This is a genomic window from Paenibacillus hunanensis (assembly GCF_014645615.1).
Lineage (GTDB): Bacteria > Bacillota > Bacilli > Paenibacillales > Paenibacillaceae > Saccharibacillus > Saccharibacillus hunanensis.
In genome coordinates this window covers 144,531-162,428 of sequence record NZ_BMMB01000008.1, presented here as the reverse complement: position 1 = coordinate 162,428, position 17,898 = coordinate 144,531, and the positions used below count along the sequence as shown (strand labels likewise).

Genomic DNA, 17,898 nt, shown 5'->3' with positions numbered 1-17,898 from the left:
GCAATCTTCGCTTGCTTACAGTACACTTTGCTCGATATGCGTCTCGGCGAATTTCGGTGGATTGAACCAGTTACCTGCCGAAGCCCATGTTGGATCAAGTGGAATCCATTCCTTGGCTTCCGGTAGATACACCTGATTCCATGCGTGTGCACCATAGCCACCCTGTCCATTGTAACCTAGACCCGTGACCACTCGCACATCAATCCCCTGCGAGCGTGCCATCACTGCATATAAGCGCGCATAATCGATACATACACCTAACCGCGTTTTAAACGTATCCTCTGGCGTTTGCTCATGCCATACGCCGCGCTGCTCATAATCGTCTACCTTGCCATAATCATAGCTAATTCTTGAGCCTACCCAGTCATATAGCAGACGCGCCTTTTCTTCCGTATTGGTCGTTTTGCCAACAATCTCAGCTGCTGCCTGTTCAATATTAGCAGGGATACTGCGATCCACCACATCGTATTTACGCTGGAAAATCCCGGTCAGCTCCTGTAGCGCCGCGCTGGTAAAGACGGGTAAGCGATCCTTAATAAAGGAACCGGTTAAGGGCTGTACTACCGACTTGACTGCACCACTATACAAAGAGGAGGCTTCCACATACGAGGACAGCTTATTGTTCGGATACAGGCTAACGACGATGAATAGCACCAGAATGATCACTGCACTGCGCAGCAATCCATTCAGCAGTCCTACCAGACCGCCGACCATTCGGCTCAGCCAGGAGGAGCGACGCTGCTCTGTAGAGACATATCCGGCACGCCATTTTTCCGGTACTACTAATGCAGCCAGTAGCGAAAACGCCATACTCGCCACAACATAGCTAAGCATAAATACAACGGCAAAACGTAGCAGTGAAAACTCCGAGATCAGATATATAGCGGAGTAATACATTTCCTTCCACCATTGTAGATCACCCTCGGGAACCGAGGTGGATACCTTTTCCGCCCATGACTTGACATACGGAGAAGCAAACATGGCAAACGGTCCAGCAAGCGCCAAGGCTAGAATCGTCATTAACGTGCGACCTGCCCACGAAAACAGACGACCTGCTGAGCGACTAGCCCCACTTCGTACACCCTGCAATACTGAAATCAATACAATTACGTATAACAAACAGGACACCAGACTACTGTCAAACCAGGCTGCGATATCCTTAACTTCCATTCATGTCCTCCTTCGTATCCATCACGACTCTTGAACGGATCAAGAACCGGAGCCTCCCGCAGCCGTATTCTGCTTTGCCTGTGTGATAACAGACTGAATGGTGTCATTCACATCCCATTCTCCGAGCGGTACACCACGGAACGTCACGCTCACCTTGCCTGCACCGGGCTTACCGTTCAGCTCGATATTGTCAGACTTGATCGTATACGTCCCATCGGCATTTTGAATAAAGCGAGCATCCCTTGCCTCATCCTTCATCACATTCAGCGCCTGGTCACGAACCGCACCGACCGTCTGATCCGTCACACTGGTTACCGTCTGCTTGATCTGGTCAAGCGATATGCCGCTGTAGATAAACACGGTGAGAATAATAACGATCACAATCAGCCAACGGATGACCGTTTTGACCAGATTGATCACGAGAAATAATATAATCAGGGCGATCAGAATGATTAGCCAGTTTTGCCTGAAAAACTCACTCCATACCTGCCAATCCATCTGCTTCACCTCCATACTTCGTTCTATAGGATAATGACCTGGGTTCATAGATGACCTATGTGCGTATAGTCATTATCATTTGATAGGCGTATTTTGTTTCAAGCTCGCTCATTGTGTTCAATACATCGATATAGACAGTAGCTTTCACAGGGGCTATACAGGCTTTCTACACGCCTGATCTAGCAAGCCAGTCTATATTATAACCGAATTATACTCGAAGTATAGCGATTATGTCAGCATTCGCCTGACCGGTGTCTTTTGCATCGACTATGCCCTTCCATTACAATACACATACAGAGGTGATGACCGTGATTCATATTATTGTAGAAGGTAAAAATGATCGTAGTAAGCTACGTCGGCTACTACAGCCAGAAGTTGAAATTCTATGCACCTTTGGCACGCTTAATTCGCAAAAGCTGGAGAAGCTACGCAAGCAGGTTGGGCGTGATGAGGTGTATCTGTTTATGGATAACGATTCCTCCGGTCGCAAAATACGTGCGGTTCTAAGTGATGCTTTTCCAGATGCTACGCATATGTACACACGTCGTGGCTATGCGGGGGTTGAGGGTACGCCGGATGAATATGTGACGTTGCAGCTGGAGAAGGCGGGGCTGGAGGAGTACATCATCTATCCTCCGCCTCCATTTGAATAGTGGGCGTGGGGGTGTTGCGCTGGGGGTTACACCACTGCGGGAAGGAATAAGGGGACGGACTCGGGTGGAGCCGCGGGAATCTACTGGATTAGACTGTTAATGTAGATTCCCGCCCCTCCAAAGGAGTCCTTTCCCCTTATTTCCTTCCCTCCGTTCCGTAATTGGCGCAAACATCTCTCCGCTGAGGGCGGTAGCAGGGAAAACCTGTGGGAAATCAAAACAAAGCTTAGAAGAGTGGATATAGAAAATTAGGGTTTTTAAATTACATTTTGCGACATTATCAACCTTATTTTGATCTTAAATGAACGAAAAGACGTAGTTACTTGTAGTTATTTTAAGCATAAATGTGAATTGGTTATACGAATGTCTTTTAGTTATTTGTGCATATGTCGTAGTATCGAGGTTGGTTAGCAATGCGCTTGTAGTTTAGTTTATACAACAACTGCCGCAAGGAAATTTCCTGCGGCAGTTGTTGTAATGAATTTTTTGTTTACGTTAGCGGTGGACGGTGTCGATGATCATTAGGATAAAGCTTAGTGTTAGGTAATTGATGGAGAAGATGAATGCGGTTTTTGCCCATTTGTCGGTGTCTTGTTTTTTGAAACCGGCAATCGCCATTCCTAGCCAGACGACGGACAGCAGGACGGATGCGATGGTATAGATTAGTCCGGTGTAGCCGTAGGTATACATGAGGATCGGTATTGGGATGAGCAGGGCGATGTATGGGAGCATTTGATATTTGGTACGTTGAATGCCTTTGACCACGGGTAGTAGTGGGTAGCCTGCTGCGCGGTATTCTTCGACGCGGCGAATGCCGAGTGCCCAGAAATGAGGCGGTTGCCACAGGAATAGCATAGCGAACAGCAACCATGCGCCCAGATCGATCTGCTGACTGACTGCCACGTAGCCGATGACTGGCGGCATCGCGCCAGAAATGCCACCGATGGAGGTGCTCCAGGTCGAATGGCGCTTGAGCCACAGTGTATAGATGATCACATACACGAACATACCGAGCGCGCCAAGTGCCGCGGCAAGCATACCGGAAAAGACAGCCAGTACGCCAAGACCAAGCACGCCCAATGCAATCGCATACCACAGCACAACATTCGGTGACAGGCGACGTGTAGCTAGCACGCGTTCGCGCGTACGAATCATTTTTGTATCCAGATCTCGATCAAAATAATTATTGAACACACATGAGGATGCCATGACGAGCATCGTGCCTAGCAATGTCCACAGCATAGGCAGCCAGGCAATATGCCAGCCCGATGCGAGCCAGAAGCCGCCAAAAGTTGCAATTAGATTCGATCTTAAAATGCCAGGCTTCGTGAGGGCGACAAAATCCTTCCAGGTCACTCCGCTCTCCTGTGGAGAAGAACCTGAATAAGGCGAAGAATCCGCCGAAGCCGGATAACCAAGTTGTTTATCCACGTGAACAACGTTCCTCCTTCATATTTGGCAACAGAAAGCCGATGAGTAAATCAGGGACACCTGATCATAAAAAAATTCACTTCTCGCCAGTTGCTCGGACATCACCGACCTACTGAAAAAGTGAAAAATACCGTACCACGAAACAAAATCGCTCTATAAACTTTATCATAACTATACCTGAAAGTCTTTGCGATTAGGGGCGCCAGCGATTGTGATTATGACAATTTTTTGACAAGCTACAAATTTAATACCCGTTTCACGTTTTAGTTAGCTGGTTATGGTAAACTACATGCAATAGTTGTGTGCGTCTATGCCGTAGATCATGTCAAAACAACATCATCTACCCCTACAATGGACACAACGTATCACCAATGAATACAGGAACCTGGAGTATCATATCATCGATGCCCCTGCTTCTAAATCATTCAAGCACCCTGGATACACTGCATGCTTATTTTTGAATGAAGTAAGGAGAGAATAGTCAATGGATACTGCTACCCATTTTGCCATGGGGTTTGGACTTGCTGGACTTGCATACGTCGATCCTGTTGTTGCTTCTGACCCCGGGCTAGCGATCGCCGTTATGGTCGCAACGATTCTTGGATCGCAGGCACCGGATTTTGATACCGTTTTACGTTTAAAGGATAATGCTACTTATGTACGAAACCACCGTGGTATTACGCACTCCCTGCCTTTTATGGCGCTGTGGATTGCATTGATCGGTGGCGGCACATCGTTGCTGCTTCATCACGAAGGCTTCTGGCACATTTTACTGTGGACAGCGATTGCGGTTGTGCTGCATGTGTTTACCGATTTGTTTAATACGTATGGTACACAGGCGGTACGTCCATTCAGTGAAAAATGGATTTCGTGGAATATCATTAATATTTTTGATCCGTTTATCTTTGGTACGCATATTGCCGCGCTATTGCTGTGGATGACAGGTCTGGTGCCTACTGCACCGATCTTTATCACCCTGTACAGTATGATCGGGGCGTACTATATATGGCGCACACTGACCCACTGGTATTTAACCCGCAAGGTAGAGCGTATGGATATTGAAGACGGTCGCTCGCCTGCACCGGATGGTCATTATGTACTCATTCCGACCATTTCGCTGCGTCGCTGGCATGTAGTGCACGCGAAAAAAGATGGCAGCTATCGTATCGGCTGGTACAGCCCGGATAAGCTGATCTGGATTGACTCTGTTCAATCGATGGAGCATCCAGCGATTGAAGCTTCACGTAAGCATCGCGATATTCGCGCATTGCTGTACTTCTCCTCCTATACGATCTCGGAGGTGGAGCAGACATCGACCGGTTATATTGTACGCTGGGCAGATGTACGCTATCGCCATCGTCGTCAGTATCCGTTCGTCGCTGTGGTGGTGATGGATCGCCAGTTTAATACGATCGACTCGTATGTCGGCTGGCTAAGCCCGGATAAAATGAATGAACGCATTAGTCTGCATATGAGCTAGACTCTGTACAACGGTACATGAGCTGTATAATACAGCTACACCTGCACACCAAAAAGACTGACTTCCAGCCTGCTTCAAGCAGCGGAGAGTCAGTCTTTTTTATGCTGTATAGTTATAGCTTACGGTTACGATCTGGCGAGGAGCCCATCTTTACTCCCTCATATAGCTATCTATATAAAAAGCATTTATTTATTTGGAAAATAGCTGCTGTGCATCATCCAGCGCCATACTGTGACCGAGGGAGGAATAATCCAGCCACTTCTGACCATCCAGCACGTAGACATGCTTCGCTTTTACAGCCTTCAAATTCGTCCAGACCGGATTTTGCTCCAGCTCGTCAAAGGTTGCTTTAGCCTGCTTGCCCTTGCTGATGATCACGAAGATCGCATCAGCATCGTAATCAGGCAATACTTCTTTGGAAATAACCGCAAATGGCTCGGTTGCCGGTATTTGCTTCACACCTTCTGGCGCTTGCAGCTTCAGATCATTGTACAGAATGGGACCAAGTGGACGACCTGTACTCATCACACGCAGTTCTTTTGCCGTAGCACGGATTGCCATGACTTTAGCATTATCGCCTAGCTTCTTATGAATAAGCTGGCTTACTTCGTCAGCTTTCGCTGTATATTGCTTGATAAACTCATCTGCTTTGCTCGCCAGACCGACATGGCTCGCAACCTGCTTGAGTTGCTCTTGCCATGTGCCCTCATCCATATCGATCACAATCGTTGGTGCAATCGCTTCGAATTTGGCGAGGTCTTTGCCTGACTGCGATTTATCGATATAGATCACATCAGGCTGTAGTGCAAGCAGTGCTTCCATATCTGGATCAGTTACTGCACCCAGCTTGGTCGTGCCTTGCAGACGATCTGCTACATGCGGCAGAAAGTCCTTCACATCGCCGCCAATGACCGAGCCTGCTGGCTGAATGCCCAGCGCGAGCAGATTATTCGTAATATGAATGGACATAGACGCGATACGAGCGTCTGCTGTATGCGTGATCGTGCCATTTTCTACTTTAACCTTGGTACTGGTCTGACCTTCCGAAGCAGTTGTACCTGCTCCACCTGATTGACCACAAGCAGCCAGCAATACAACTAGCAGCCCCAGTATAATGACTGTATTCCATCGTTTAAACATCGTTCTACTCCTTCTCAAGCACACTATCCAGTGTTGCTTCTATATTATCTAGTGTTCATGATTAACCTGTTGATCATTACGATTACAGTGTTCAAATCGCCATCGTCGATAGATGAGACGCCGTTGCTCGCGGCTTAAATTCATCTCTACGGTGTATTAGCCATGATAACGTTGTATTATGCGCGATGCTCTTCATTCAAAAACGGCTTTTCAGCAGCAAATACAAAAAGTACGGCCCACCAATTGCCGAAACTACGACCCCGGCTGGAATAAAATTGGGCTGAAAGATCGAGCGTCCAATCGTATCTGCACCGAGTAAAATAACTAACCCGAGTAGCGCTGCTGCTGGTAAAAAATACTGATGCTTCGCACCCGTCAAACGACGAGCGATGTGCGGTGCTGCCAGCCCGATAAATCCGATCGAGCCGACCATCGCGACACTGGCGCAGGATAACGCAACAGCCAGTAGCATGAGCTCGATGCGACTCCGATTCACATATCCACCGACGCCAAGCGCCAGCTCATCGCCAAGCGCGAATAGGTCAAGCTTGGGCGAACGCCAGTAGACCCATGGGACGAGCAGTACGATCCACGGCAACAATGCCCACACATGCAGCCAATCTCTCGCCCATACACTTCCTGCTAGCCAGGTTGCGGTAAAGGTGTACGTGTCCTCATCCAATCGTAGCGAGAGCAGCAGTGTGATCGCGCTGATTCCTGCCGCAATGGCGATCCCGACTAGAATAAGCCGAATCGGCAGCAAGCCTCGTCGACGATCATAGGCGAGCAGGAAAATGATCGTTGCCGTTACGACTCCACCGACAAAGGTAAACACAGGAATCCAGATCGCAGACGAGCCTTCTAATGTACGAAAAAACGAAACATACACGATTAGCCCCAAACCAGCCCCAGCATGGATACCAAGCACACCCGGATCAGCCAGCGAATTGCGCGAGGTTCCCTGTAGCACTGCTCCCGCTACACCAATCCCGATTCCAGCCAGCATCGTGATCAAAATGCGCGGTAACCGATAATCGAACAGGATAAGCTGCTCCTGCCTCGTCCCCATGCCAAACAGTGTATACAGTACGCGCAGCGGTGATAACCGAATCGTGCCTGTATTCAAGCTAATCAGCATTACGATCACCGCGACGACAAGGAGCAACAGACTGACGAGCCAGGCGCGACGCATTTTACCCACCTGCACACGATGAATATCCATCATAGCTCCCTCCCTTCACGGCGTGCGAGCACGAGGAAAAACGGCACGCCCACAATCGCAACCATCGCTCCAATGGCAAATTCACGCGGCGGCTGCACCATGCGTGAAGCTAGATCTGCCCAGACGAGCAATATCGCTCCAAGCAGCGCGGAAAAGGGAATAACAACGCGGTAATCCACGCCAATCAGACGCCTTGCCATATGCGGCACAACAAGTCCGATAAAGCTGATCGCCCCTGCCGCTGACACCGATACGCCTGCTAAAATCACGACAGCTGTCATCGCCAGCACCTTAATCAGACGCACGCGCACACCCAGATTCACCGCTGACTCTTCTCCAAGTGATAAAAAGGTGATTGGTCTACCCAGCGTAATCGTCCACAGAATCGTTAGGAGAATAATTGGTGCCAGCAGCTTGAGCTGATTCCAACCTATTCCGCCCACTCCACCTGCATACCAGAACGCTAGATCCTGACTCAAATCATAGTAAAGCGCCACGCCTGTACTGAGTGAATGCAGCATTGCCGCAATAATCGCTCCGGCTACCGTTAGCTTCATCGAGCTAAGACCACCCGGCGTTGCAGCACCCAGCACTACGATGAGTAATGTAGCTAGCGCTGCACCGACAAATGACAATGCCATCAGCCCGGTATACGATAGTGCTGGCAAAAAGGCAAAGCTCAGTGCTACCACGAGTGATGAGCCTGCATTGATGCCTAGAATACCGGTATCTGCCATCGGGTTGCGTGTCACACCCTGCATGATCGCGCCAGCTACAGCAAATGCCATCCCTGTCAGTACCGCCCCAAGCACACGCGGCAGGCGCAGGTTATAGATGATCTGATCTGCTGTTGAGGCTGCATCATAATGAAATACCGCCGACCAGACTGCCGGCAATGTCAATTCCTTCGCTCCATACGAAACAGCAAAAAAGACAGACAGCAGCAGTCCGGCAGTCGCGGCGACAAACCAGCCTGTTAACTTTAGTGTTCGATTGTATCTACGCACCAAATGTTGCCGCTTCCTTTCTGCTTATGATTGATAATCATTATCATTGCAATGTAGTCATTATACTTCATTTGATGGGTTTGTATACAGTGTGATTACAGGTTGCTGGGAGTAGGGTCCACTCCGGCAAGGAATAAGGGGACGGACTCGGGTGGAGCCGCGGGAATCTTTGGAATAGGAAGGAATGAAGATTCCCGCCCCTCCAAAGTCGTAAGATATTTTGCTTCGCAAAAATCACTTTCCATTGAACCCCGTGTTAGGAAAGCACTAACACTGTAAGTCGTCCTTTCCCCTTATTTCCTTGCCTGCGTTCCGTGCTGCTTGCAGCAAAAGTTAAATACACACGTAGCCAACTGAGGTGGTATTAAAGGCATGAAGTGCATTAAAAGCATTCAGTGCCTTCAGTGCTTTGAGTGCTTTATATAGTACTAAAATGCTAACGACGGCAAAATGCTAGCTTCGGTTATATATTGATTACTTCCACGTATACAACTGCTTACTCTAGAAACTCAACGAATATAGCCTCTACATTCATACTCTCGGCTTGACCGTCTAAACGATGTCGGGCACAATAGAAATAGGAGCGATGCTTTACGCTTACATCGCTCCTGTGGTGAATCTTTGTCATTCATTTTGTCATTCATATAGTAGGAAAAAGAAGTGCATGATGCTAGTCTACTATATGAGTGCATGATTTTGCTTGATGAACGTTTTATTAATGAATCTATCCATTCTAAACGATACGAACAGTGGCAGGGCGGGTAAGGCTTGGCCCTGCTGGCTGTTTCGATTCAGGAGGTCCCGATTTCGATGAGTAAAATGCTGTCCGCCTGGTTTGCTGTTTCGTCTATTGTATTATTGCTGTTGTGTGCGATTGCGATCTCGTATTCTGCATGGCTCGCTATTTTGCTTGGTGTGCTGGGTGTAGCGAATATTGGCTGGGGCTTTGTGATTAAGGCTCGCCAGAATCGTCGTCAAGGCAACACCATCTAAATGCTGATTTTTCGCCAGGGAGATCGGCTTGCTTCCACATCATTTCGCTTAAAACGAAGCAGGCAGGAAGCCCATACGTTGTTTGACCTCCGCCAGTATGTTCTCCGCTTTGGCTTGTGCGTTTTGTGCGCCCTGGCGGAGGATGTCGCGGACTTCACCGGATTTGCGAATATCGTGGTAACGCTGCTGCATTGGCTCCAGACCAGCGACAACGACTTCTGCCAGCTCCTTTTTGAATCCTCCGTACATCTGACCTTCGAATTTGCTTGCCACCTCGGCGAGCGTCATTCCTGAAAATTGTGAATAGATCGTCATCAGGTTGCTCACTTCCGGCTTGTTCGCTGGATCGTATTGTACTTCACGACCGGAATCGGTTGTCGCACGGCTGATTTTTTTGCGAATCACATCCGGTGGGTCAAGCAGTGCGATATAGCTGCCTGTGTTCGGATTACTTTTGCTCATTTTTTTCGTGCCATCATCCAGCGACATAATACGTGCGCCCACTTCAGGGATAAATGGATCAGGCTGTGTAAAATAGTCGCCAAAACGGTGATTAAAGCGTGCTGCCAGATCGCGTGTTAGCTCCAGATGCTGCTTCTGATCATCGCCTACCGGCACGAGATCGGCATTGTAGAGCAGGATGTCTGCCGCCATCAGCGCGGGATACACGAACAGACCGGCACCGACATTTTCTTTACCTGCGGATTTATCCTTGAACTGTGTCATACGCTCCAGCTCGCCCATCGATGCGAGTGTCGTCATAATCCATCCCAGCTCTGCGTGCTGTGGTACATGGGATTGCAGGAAAATGTTCGCCTTGCTTGGGTCAAGACCCGCAGCGAGATACAGAGCAGCGACCGATTCGGACGCTTCACGTAGCGCTTCTGGCTCCTGTGCTACCGTGATCGCGTGCAGATCGACCACCATAAAGTAGCAGTTGTATTCGTTTTGCAGCTGGACAAAGTTTTTGATCGCTCCGATGTAGTTGCCAATTGTGAGCAAGCCACTCGGTTGAATGCCAGATAGTACGGTTTTCATCGTGTTTTCCTCCTGATTTAGATACTAAAATTGAACGCAAAAAAGGCCACACCCCAAAAGGGACGTGTGACCGTGGTACCACCCTTATTCATTAGACCAATGGCGCTTACGCTACCTCGTCTCACTGCTACCATGCCCTCTTCTCTCTGTATGACCCTCCAAAATAGCCTGATCTCTACAAGCCACTCTATCCTCCAACAGATCGATAAGCATCGCTCAGCCATCTACTACTAGCTTCATACCATATAACCCTAGCGGTATGCGCAGCAATAGACCTGACGATTCGTCTAATCTCTGGTTCCCGTTAACGGCGGGTTGCCGGCCTGCATACTATGGACATTTTCTACCAAATATCCGTTTCTGCGCAGCACTCCAGAGTCCATTCAGCACAGCGTCTTCACCGGTTCGCATCAACCACCGGCTTTCTGTGAAAGGCTGTCCATGCCTACTACTCTCTGTCATCGTGTTAAGATATACTTTCGCTTCAAACTTGAGCCTATCTTAATGCCAAACCAGATGAATGTCAAATGCGAAATCGCCATTTTCAGTGAATATCTGGTATGATAAATATTAATATATTGTACTGCATTTGTGCTGGATAATCAGGAAGGAGCAACGCAATGACAGTTAGCAAAGGAACCTGGAATGGATATGAAACCTATATTTTGAAAAGCAAGCAGCTCGAAGTCACACTGCTACCAAAGCTGGGCAATAACGTAATCGGGATTCGGGATTTGCAGGAAAATCGCGATATCCTGCGCCGTCCGGAAGAGAGCGACAAGGACTTCTACATGCAAAAGCCATACCACTTCGGTATGCCGATGTTGATGCCGCCAGGACGTATCCGGCGCGGTCATTTTGAATATGATGGTGTCGAATACCAGTTTGATCAGAATACGGCTAACGACAACCATATTCACGGCTTACACCGCAACCAGTCATGGCGTGTCGCGGATATTGATGAAAATGAAACAGGCTGCCAGATTGTAACTGAGCTGCTGACAGCAGATGATGCGAACTGGATGCGTCAGTATCCTATACCGCTCAAGCTCGAAATGAGCTTACAGCTACAAGGTACTTCACTGATGCAACGTCTAAAAATCACCAATCTGGGCGAGCATGCTGCACCGTTTGGCTTTGGCCTACATACGTGGTTCCTGCTCGATGGCGAGCCTTCGCGCTGGACATTGAAGATTCCAGTCAGTGATCAGCTCGTGCAGGACGAGGAGCAGATTCCGACGGGTGAGGTCATCCCTCTTCATGAATGGGAAGAGCTGAATACCGGTATGAACATGGCTCATCGGAATTGGGATAATCTTCTGCGTATCGGTGACAAGCGCCCTGTTAGCGCTGAGCTACGACGCGATGATGGCTACGGTCTTCGCTATTCTGCTGATCCAGATTATTTTAAATACTGGGTGCTCTATACAAAGGGTGAGAGTGACCAATTCCTGTGCATCGAGCCGTATACCTGCTTGCCAGATGCACCTAACTCGACGCATCCACGCGAATTTACAGGCTTGATCGAGCTGGAGCCAGGGGTTCCGGTAGAGCTGAGCTTACAGCTTGATGTGATCGAAAAGTACACCATGCTGTAAAACTTCAATCACAACTGTTGAAGTGAACGATATGCTTTTTCAAGTGAGCCGTACGCTGAATCGAAGGATTTGAGCTACAGTTGAGCTACAGGATGTTCCACTAAAATCACAGTATATTGCACCACATATGGACATGATTTATATACATGATTGAAGCGGGATCATTCGAACTCACATGCTTTATGATGCTATGCTTTACAATCCTTTACGTTAAAATGAACAATTAATCTTTGCCCTCCTTCGTTATTTGAAAAGGAGGGCTTTGTTGTATATGTACACTAATCGACATCCTTCAGACAATTACTATACCGTTGCTCTCATATGCAAGATATAGACACACAGTTACCATTGACAGCGTTATCATTTTTGTTTAAGGTAAAGCTATACATAACAGGGTTGTAACGGCGAAAGCGGGCAAAACCTGACATATGGTTCCTTTACGAAGCGCTTTGCGATGCAAAGTGTGCTGCGTGAAGCTTGACCATTTGTTAGGATGAAGCCCGCTTTTTTGTCGTTCTTTCCTGAGAAGGAGGCTGTAATCGATATGAATTGGGCAAAAAAAGGAATGATTGCTGTGATAGCCACAGCACTGGGAGCTAGCAGCTCGGCGTATTCCGCAGCTGCTGCCGACGATCCGTCAGGAGTTCGTATTACCGGGCAGGCGTATGTAGGCGATGCAGGCACGATGGTAAAATCGTTCGATATTGAGGTGAGTGATCCTGCGCGTTATGCGGATTTGAAGGCTGGCGATTTTGATATTACGGGCAATTATGATGGCTATCCGCTTAATGCGAAGGGGGAGGTGGTACAGGACAATTACGCCAATGATGAATTAAACGTATCGATGCAGGGAAAGTCCATTCATCTAGATTTTAAACCGTTTCTTTATAAAGGTGGCTCGATCGAAAAGTTTGCTGTGACAAATCATAAATTTCCCGAGTTGTCCTTTGCAGCGGATAGGGTGAGCCAGCTATCCATACGAACAGTAGATGATTTTAAACCTGGTGTGCTCACCGCTAGTGATGGTGAATCATTACCGTATCGCTTAAAGCTTAGCTCCTCCGATGGTCCTCGTCCACTCGTCGTATGGCTGCATGGCGGTGGCGAGGTAGGCGCAGACAATATCAAGCAGCTGACCGAGAATCGCGGTGCGACCACATGGACAGAGTCAGGTAAGGATACCTCTGTACTGGCCGTACATTATCCACAAAACTATGACTGGGCTATCTATGACAAACCGGAGCAGCTAGCTAAGATGCAGCAGTACTTTACGATGCAGGAGCAATTCATCCAGCAGCTTGTCGCCGAAGGTAAGGTCGATCCGAATCGTATCTACGTTGCTGGCGTATCCAGCGGTGGCGGCGGTGCCTTCCGCTTCCTGATGCAATATCCTGATCTGTTCGCTGGCGCAATCGTGATCGCTGCGAAGGATACCGTTGCTAATTATAAAGGCTCGGTGGATGCTTTCAAGACTGCACTTCAATCACTTGTACATACGCCGATCTGGATCGTACACGCCGAGAATGATCCAATCACCGATAGTCGTACAAGCAAGCTGGCGTATCAGGCATTAACAGAGCTTGGCTCGACACTGGTGAAAGAAACACTGTACAGCGATGCCTTTATGGATAGCCAGCGCTTCTATGGGGCGATGAAGCACTGGTCGTGGGTGCCTGCCTTTAACGATCAGAGCATGATCGATTGGCTGTTCGCCCAGCACAAAACAGGCGACACTACACCAGCCAGCTCCAACCATACATCTGTTGATGGTGCATCCAATACATCAATGACCAGTACACCCATTACCAGAGCAGAGCTTGCAGCTCTAATCTATACAGCCATGGGAGATACGACTCCAGCTTCTGCATCTGCACGCTATACGGATATTGCCAACATCCCACAGAAGGAGGCTATCCAGGCTGTAACTGTGGCTGGCTTGATGCGTGGTGTAGGCAAAGAGCAATTTGCCCCTGATGCATCTGTGACACGAGCACAGCTAGCCGTTATCGCAGCAGCTTGGCTCAAGCAGACGGAACCCGATCAACAACCTTCTAGCGCAATCGCAGGATACACGGATGTACCCTCACAGCACTGGGCGTATACAGCGACACTTGCTGTAAAGCCACTGAATCTACTACCGGGTACGTCAGACAAGCTAGAGCCTGCTAAAACGGTTTCTACAGCCGAAGCCACTCAGCTCATTGCAGCGCTCACTGCCTATGCTACTAACATCGGTAAGCAATAATCAGGTCACACTCCATATGATCACTGTGTAACAGACTGTTCTCACTATGCTACACTTTAAGTCTCTTTTATTCATTTGTATCAGCTCGTATTGTCTCTTACTTATTCGTTTATACTTTTTTAGCTCTCGCTATCTTTTATTAACTCTGATTTGCTTGTACTCGTTCCGCTCCACACTTCCAGTCAATGTGTCTTAAAGACCAGCTCATACAAAAAAGCGACTACCAGATAGGTAGTCGCTTTTTCACTCCATGTGTCCGTTTCAGTACATCGGGGATATGGCTTGATAACAAGCCGAAATAATAAAATGATAAAAGAATAAAATAAAATGGCATGAAACATGATGTCTGTTCGGTTGGAGTGTTGGATAGAGTATTGCTGCAAAAGTGCTCGTTCCGCTATCTACTAAATTAATTCTACTTAGCTGACTTGCTCCTTTATTCGCTTGCTCAGTTGCTGATTGCCTTGCTTTTTACTCAATTGCTTACCTGCTTGACCCTATTCTTTAGACAGGTCTACAGGATCGTTTCTTCTAGCGTGTACTCTTATTCTGCGCTCACTTCGCTGTATGTAGCTCTTGGGTACCGAATCATGTGATTAGCCATGTTATAGTTGGATTCAATGACCGTGTCAACCATAATCAAGCCTTTGCGAACAGCAAACTCATAACTGATCTCGCCGTGTGTCCAATGGTTTTTGAATTTTAGCGATTCAATTGCCATTTGGCGGAACGATTTGATCTGCATTGCAGTCAGCCCTTCCTCTACACCTGCCCATTCTCCATTGCGCCCGCTAATCGGGTTGTGACGGATTCCGAATTTGCCAATCATGTTATTACGTATTTGCACAAATACGGTACCTGAATCGAGATGAGCCAGCTCCTTTTCTAATTCCTTAAAGACGATATCAAGCTGCCTGGATAAAGATAGCAAATCGTTTTTAGGCATTTGTTCCCCTTCCTTTCTCTGTAAATCATGTAAAATCAGGACTTCGGACTCATTATATGGTGATTGTAAACTTCTAGCAATACTATTCATCATAAATAGGTAATAATACCTAATATTCGACAATATTCTTTGCTTATTCATACTAAAAAATCTAATTTTAAGTACAGCCACTAAGTTAATTCAGTGATTTATTATTTGCATAAATACGCAAATAGTCTTATTTCACAAGTCGAATTTATGCAGTTTTTGCTCTTCTCTGAATATGGATTGAAATTGTAATTCTGCCTGTAGGTGTCCTTTCTATCTTCTACAAAGCTTCTAATTCTGTCCATTCGAGGTGGTTGAATTAACTTTTTTACGTCTTTTTTGAAATAAAAAGGAAGACGCTCACGCGCCTTCCTTTATGCTGTACTATTCATTCTTTATCTGTATACTACACTGCTTGGATGATTCGTTATCGTTCATTCATGGTTGCTTGCTGATCATATGAGTTATCCTATGACCGTGCACGAATATGAATCAAGAACTTCTCCTATAAGGAGAATGAACTGCTACAATCTCTTTCTTCTTTCCTCTTTTCAGAAAAACGCCCATTTAAGAACGAGCGTACTCCTCTGTCATTTCCAGGAACAGCTTCACATCGGTAATGCTCACATCGACAGCGCCCTGCCAGAACTCTGGCTGTGTCAGGTCAACACCTAGATGCTTCTGCGCCAACTCCTCCACGGTCATGCGACCGGTATCCTGTAGCAGTGCATCGTAACGTGCTGCAAAACTAGCTCCTTCCTGCTGAGCCAGCGCATAGATGCCTGTACTGAACAGATAACCGAATGTATATGGGAAATTGTAAAAAGGCACACCTGTTTTGTAGAAATGCAGCTTGGATGCCCAGAAATGCGGATGATAAGAGTCCAGCGTGTCACAGAAGGCTTCGCGCTGTGCCTGCTCCATCAGCTCATTCAATTGCTCACTGCCTACCATACCGGAACGACGCTGCTCATAGAAGCGTGTTTCGAACAGGAAGCGCGCGTGAATATTCATAAAGAAGGCGATGCTACGCTGAATTTTATCCTCCAGCAGAGATAGCTTCTCCTCTGCATTGGAAGCACCCTTCACGAGTGAATCCGCTACGATCATCTCGGCGAATGTAGATGCCGTCTCCGCTACGTTCATCGCATATTGCTGGCTGAACGCAGGCAGATCATTCATCACATGCTGATGATAGCCATGTCCCAGCTCATGTGCCAGTGTAGATACATTGGATGCCGTACCGCTATAGGTCATAAAAATACGCGTTTCCTTACTACGTGGCAGCGATGTACAGAAGCCGCCTGGACGTTTGCCCGCACGATCCTCCGCCTCGATCCAGCGCTGCTCGAAAGCTTTGACAGCAAAGTCCGCCATCTCTGGATTGAACTTACGGAACTGCTCTACGATCAGATCGGCTGCATCGTCATAGCTCACCCGACTATCTACTGTACCGAGTGGAGCATCCACATCGTTCCAGCTCAAGCGATCTACACCTAGCACCTGTGCCTTACGCTCCAGATACGATACGAATACAGGCTTGTTCTTCACGATCACATCCCACATCGTTTGCAGCGTCTGCTCTGACATGCGGTTAATCGCAAGCGGCTCCTTGAGCACACTATCCCAGCCACGGCTGTCATACAGCTTAATACGGAAGCCAGCAATATGGTTCAGTGTATCGGCACAGAAGTCCTCTACGCCTGTCCACGCCTCTTCCCATTTCTGGAACATCTGCTCGCGTAGCTCGCGATTCGTATCACTCATTTTATTGGCAGCTTGACCTGCGGACAGCATGATTGTTTCTCCATCTTGCTCGTATGGAATACGCACATGACTGACGATCGTATCGTAAAAATCACTCCAGCCATGATAGCCATCGACAGCCAGTCCAAGTGCGAGGCTTTCCAGCTCAGGCGACATTTTTTCACCAGCCAATGCACGAATCTCACTCAGATAGAAGGAGACAGGTGCTACCTCAGGACGCTGCATCCAGCCTTGAAATACATCGTCATTCGTATGCAGTAGCAGGCTTTGAAACTGAACAAACAGCCCCTGTAGCTTTGCCGACAGGTCGGATAGCGAAGCGGATAGGCGCACCGCCTGCTTATCACTCTGATCCTGCGCGGTTAGACAACCGGCAAAAGCACCTGCTTCACGCAAACGAATACGCACATCCTGTAAGCTTTCCAATAACTCGTCAAAGCCAGTCGTTTCTTCTACTGTAGCTGGTGCGGATAATTGACCGAGCCGCTCGACCAGAGCAGCGATATCCTTTGTCACCTGTTGCAGGTACGTATGTAGCTCCTCCGAAGTCGAGCCCCCAGCGAAGATCGGTTCCAGATTCCAGGTTTGATTCAGCGGATGATTCATGATGATGAGCAACACCTTTCCGGTTGAATGTAGAGGGCTGCCAATGATCCAGCAGCCCTGTTGGTGACACAATATGT

14 protein-coding genes are annotated in these 17,898 nt (G+C 47.9%); 5 read left to right on the top strand and 9 right to left on the bottom strand.

Annotated elements, in window-relative coordinates:
- Positions 1–15: 15 nt before the first annotated feature.
- Positions 16–1,170, bottom strand: coding sequence for a transglutaminase-like domain-containing protein (locus tag IEX62_RS17985; protein WP_188776933.1), 1,155 nt, complete (start codon positions 1,168–1,170; stop codon positions 16–18).
- A gap of 39 nt (positions 1,171–1,209) precedes the next feature.
- Entirely contained in the window at positions 1,210–1,668 is a 459-nt protein-coding gene (locus tag IEX62_RS17980) for an ATPase (RefSeq protein WP_188776932.1), read from the bottom strand.
- A 308-nt stretch (positions 1,669–1,976) separates the two neighbouring features.
- Between IEX62_RS17980 and IEX62_RS17975 the strand changes: the two genes are divergently transcribed.
- A complete protein-coding gene (locus IEX62_RS17975) occupies positions 1,977–2,321 on the top strand; it encodes a toprim domain-containing protein (RefSeq protein WP_373289156.1) in 345 nt (114 codons plus the stop codon).
- Positions 2,322–2,816: 495 nt separating this feature from the next.
- Here the strand turns inward: IEX62_RS17975 and cyoE are convergent, their stop codons facing one another.
- The gene (cyoE, locus tag IEX62_RS17970) at positions 2,817–3,752 is read right to left on the bottom strand and encodes a heme o synthase (RefSeq protein WP_188776931.1); all 936 of its coding nucleotides are present in this window, start codon (positions 3,750–3,752) and stop codon (positions 2,817–2,819) included.
- Between the two features lie 484 nt (positions 3,753–4,236).
- Here cyoE and IEX62_RS17965 point away from each other — a divergent pair, with 484 nt between their 5' ends.
- Entirely contained in the window at positions 4,237–5,232 is a 996-nt protein-coding gene (locus IEX62_RS17965) for a metal-dependent hydrolase (protein WP_188776930.1), read from the top strand.
- A 189-nt stretch (positions 5,233–5,421) separates the two neighbouring features.
- Here IEX62_RS17965 and IEX62_RS17960 read toward each other — a convergent pair whose 3' ends face one another.
- From IEX62_RS17960 to IEX62_RS17950, 3 genes are all read right to left on the bottom strand, one after another.
- The gene (locus tag IEX62_RS17960; protein WP_188776929.1) at positions 5,422–6,372 is read right to left on the bottom strand and encodes an ABC transporter substrate-binding protein; all 951 of its coding nucleotides are present in this window, start codon (positions 6,370–6,372) and stop codon (positions 5,422–5,424) included.
- Between the two features lie 196 nt (positions 6,373–6,568).
- Complete coding sequence (locus IEX62_RS17955) at positions 6,569–7,594, bottom strand: FecCD family ABC transporter permease (protein WP_188777192.1); 1,026 nt, start codon at positions 7,592–7,594, stop codon at positions 6,569–6,571.
- A complete protein-coding gene (locus IEX62_RS17950) occupies positions 7,594–8,601 on the bottom strand; it encodes a FecCD family ABC transporter permease (RefSeq protein ID WP_229685911.1) in 1,008 nt (335 codons plus the stop codon). The genes IEX62_RS17955 and IEX62_RS17950 overlap by 1 nt, the downstream gene beginning before the upstream one ends.
- An 810-nt stretch (positions 8,602–9,411) precedes the next feature.
- Between IEX62_RS17950 and IEX62_RS17945 the strand changes: the two genes are divergently transcribed.
- Positions 9,412–9,594, top strand: a complete 183-nt coding sequence (locus IEX62_RS17945; RefSeq protein WP_188776927.1) for a hypothetical protein — start codon at positions 9,412–9,414, stop codon at positions 9,592–9,594.
- 48 nt (positions 9,595–9,642) lie between these two features.
- On the opposite strand, the gene trpS is transcribed toward IEX62_RS17945, so the two are convergent.
- The gene (trpS, locus tag IEX62_RS17940) at positions 9,643–10,632 is read right to left on the bottom strand and encodes a tryptophan--tRNA ligase (protein ID WP_188776926.1); all 990 of its coding nucleotides are present in this window, start codon (positions 10,630–10,632) and stop codon (positions 9,643–9,645) included.
- 620 nt (positions 10,633–11,252) lie between these two features.
- Between trpS and IEX62_RS17935 the strand changes: the two genes are divergently transcribed.
- A complete protein-coding gene (locus IEX62_RS17935; RefSeq protein ID WP_188776925.1) occupies positions 11,253–12,230 on the top strand; it encodes an aldose 1-epimerase in 978 nt (325 codons plus the stop codon).
- Between the two features lie 544 nt (positions 12,231–12,774).
- Entirely contained in the window at positions 12,775–14,475 is a 1,701-nt protein-coding gene (locus tag IEX62_RS17930) for an S-layer homology domain-containing protein (RefSeq protein WP_188776924.1), read from the top strand.
- A 544-nt stretch (positions 14,476–15,019) separates the two neighbouring features.
- Here the strand turns inward: IEX62_RS17930 and IEX62_RS17925 are convergent.
- Both IEX62_RS17925 and IEX62_RS17920 read right to left on the bottom strand, forming a co-directional pair.
- Complete coding sequence (locus IEX62_RS17925) at positions 15,020–15,421, bottom strand: O-methyltransferase (protein WP_188776923.1); 402 nt, start codon at positions 15,419–15,421, stop codon at positions 15,020–15,022.
- A gap of 594 nt (positions 15,422–16,015) precedes the next feature.
- Entirely contained in the window at positions 16,016–17,821 is a 1,806-nt protein-coding gene (locus tag IEX62_RS17920; RefSeq protein WP_188776922.1) for a M3 family oligoendopeptidase, read from the bottom strand.
- Between the last annotated feature and the right edge of the window lie 77 nt (positions 17,822–17,898).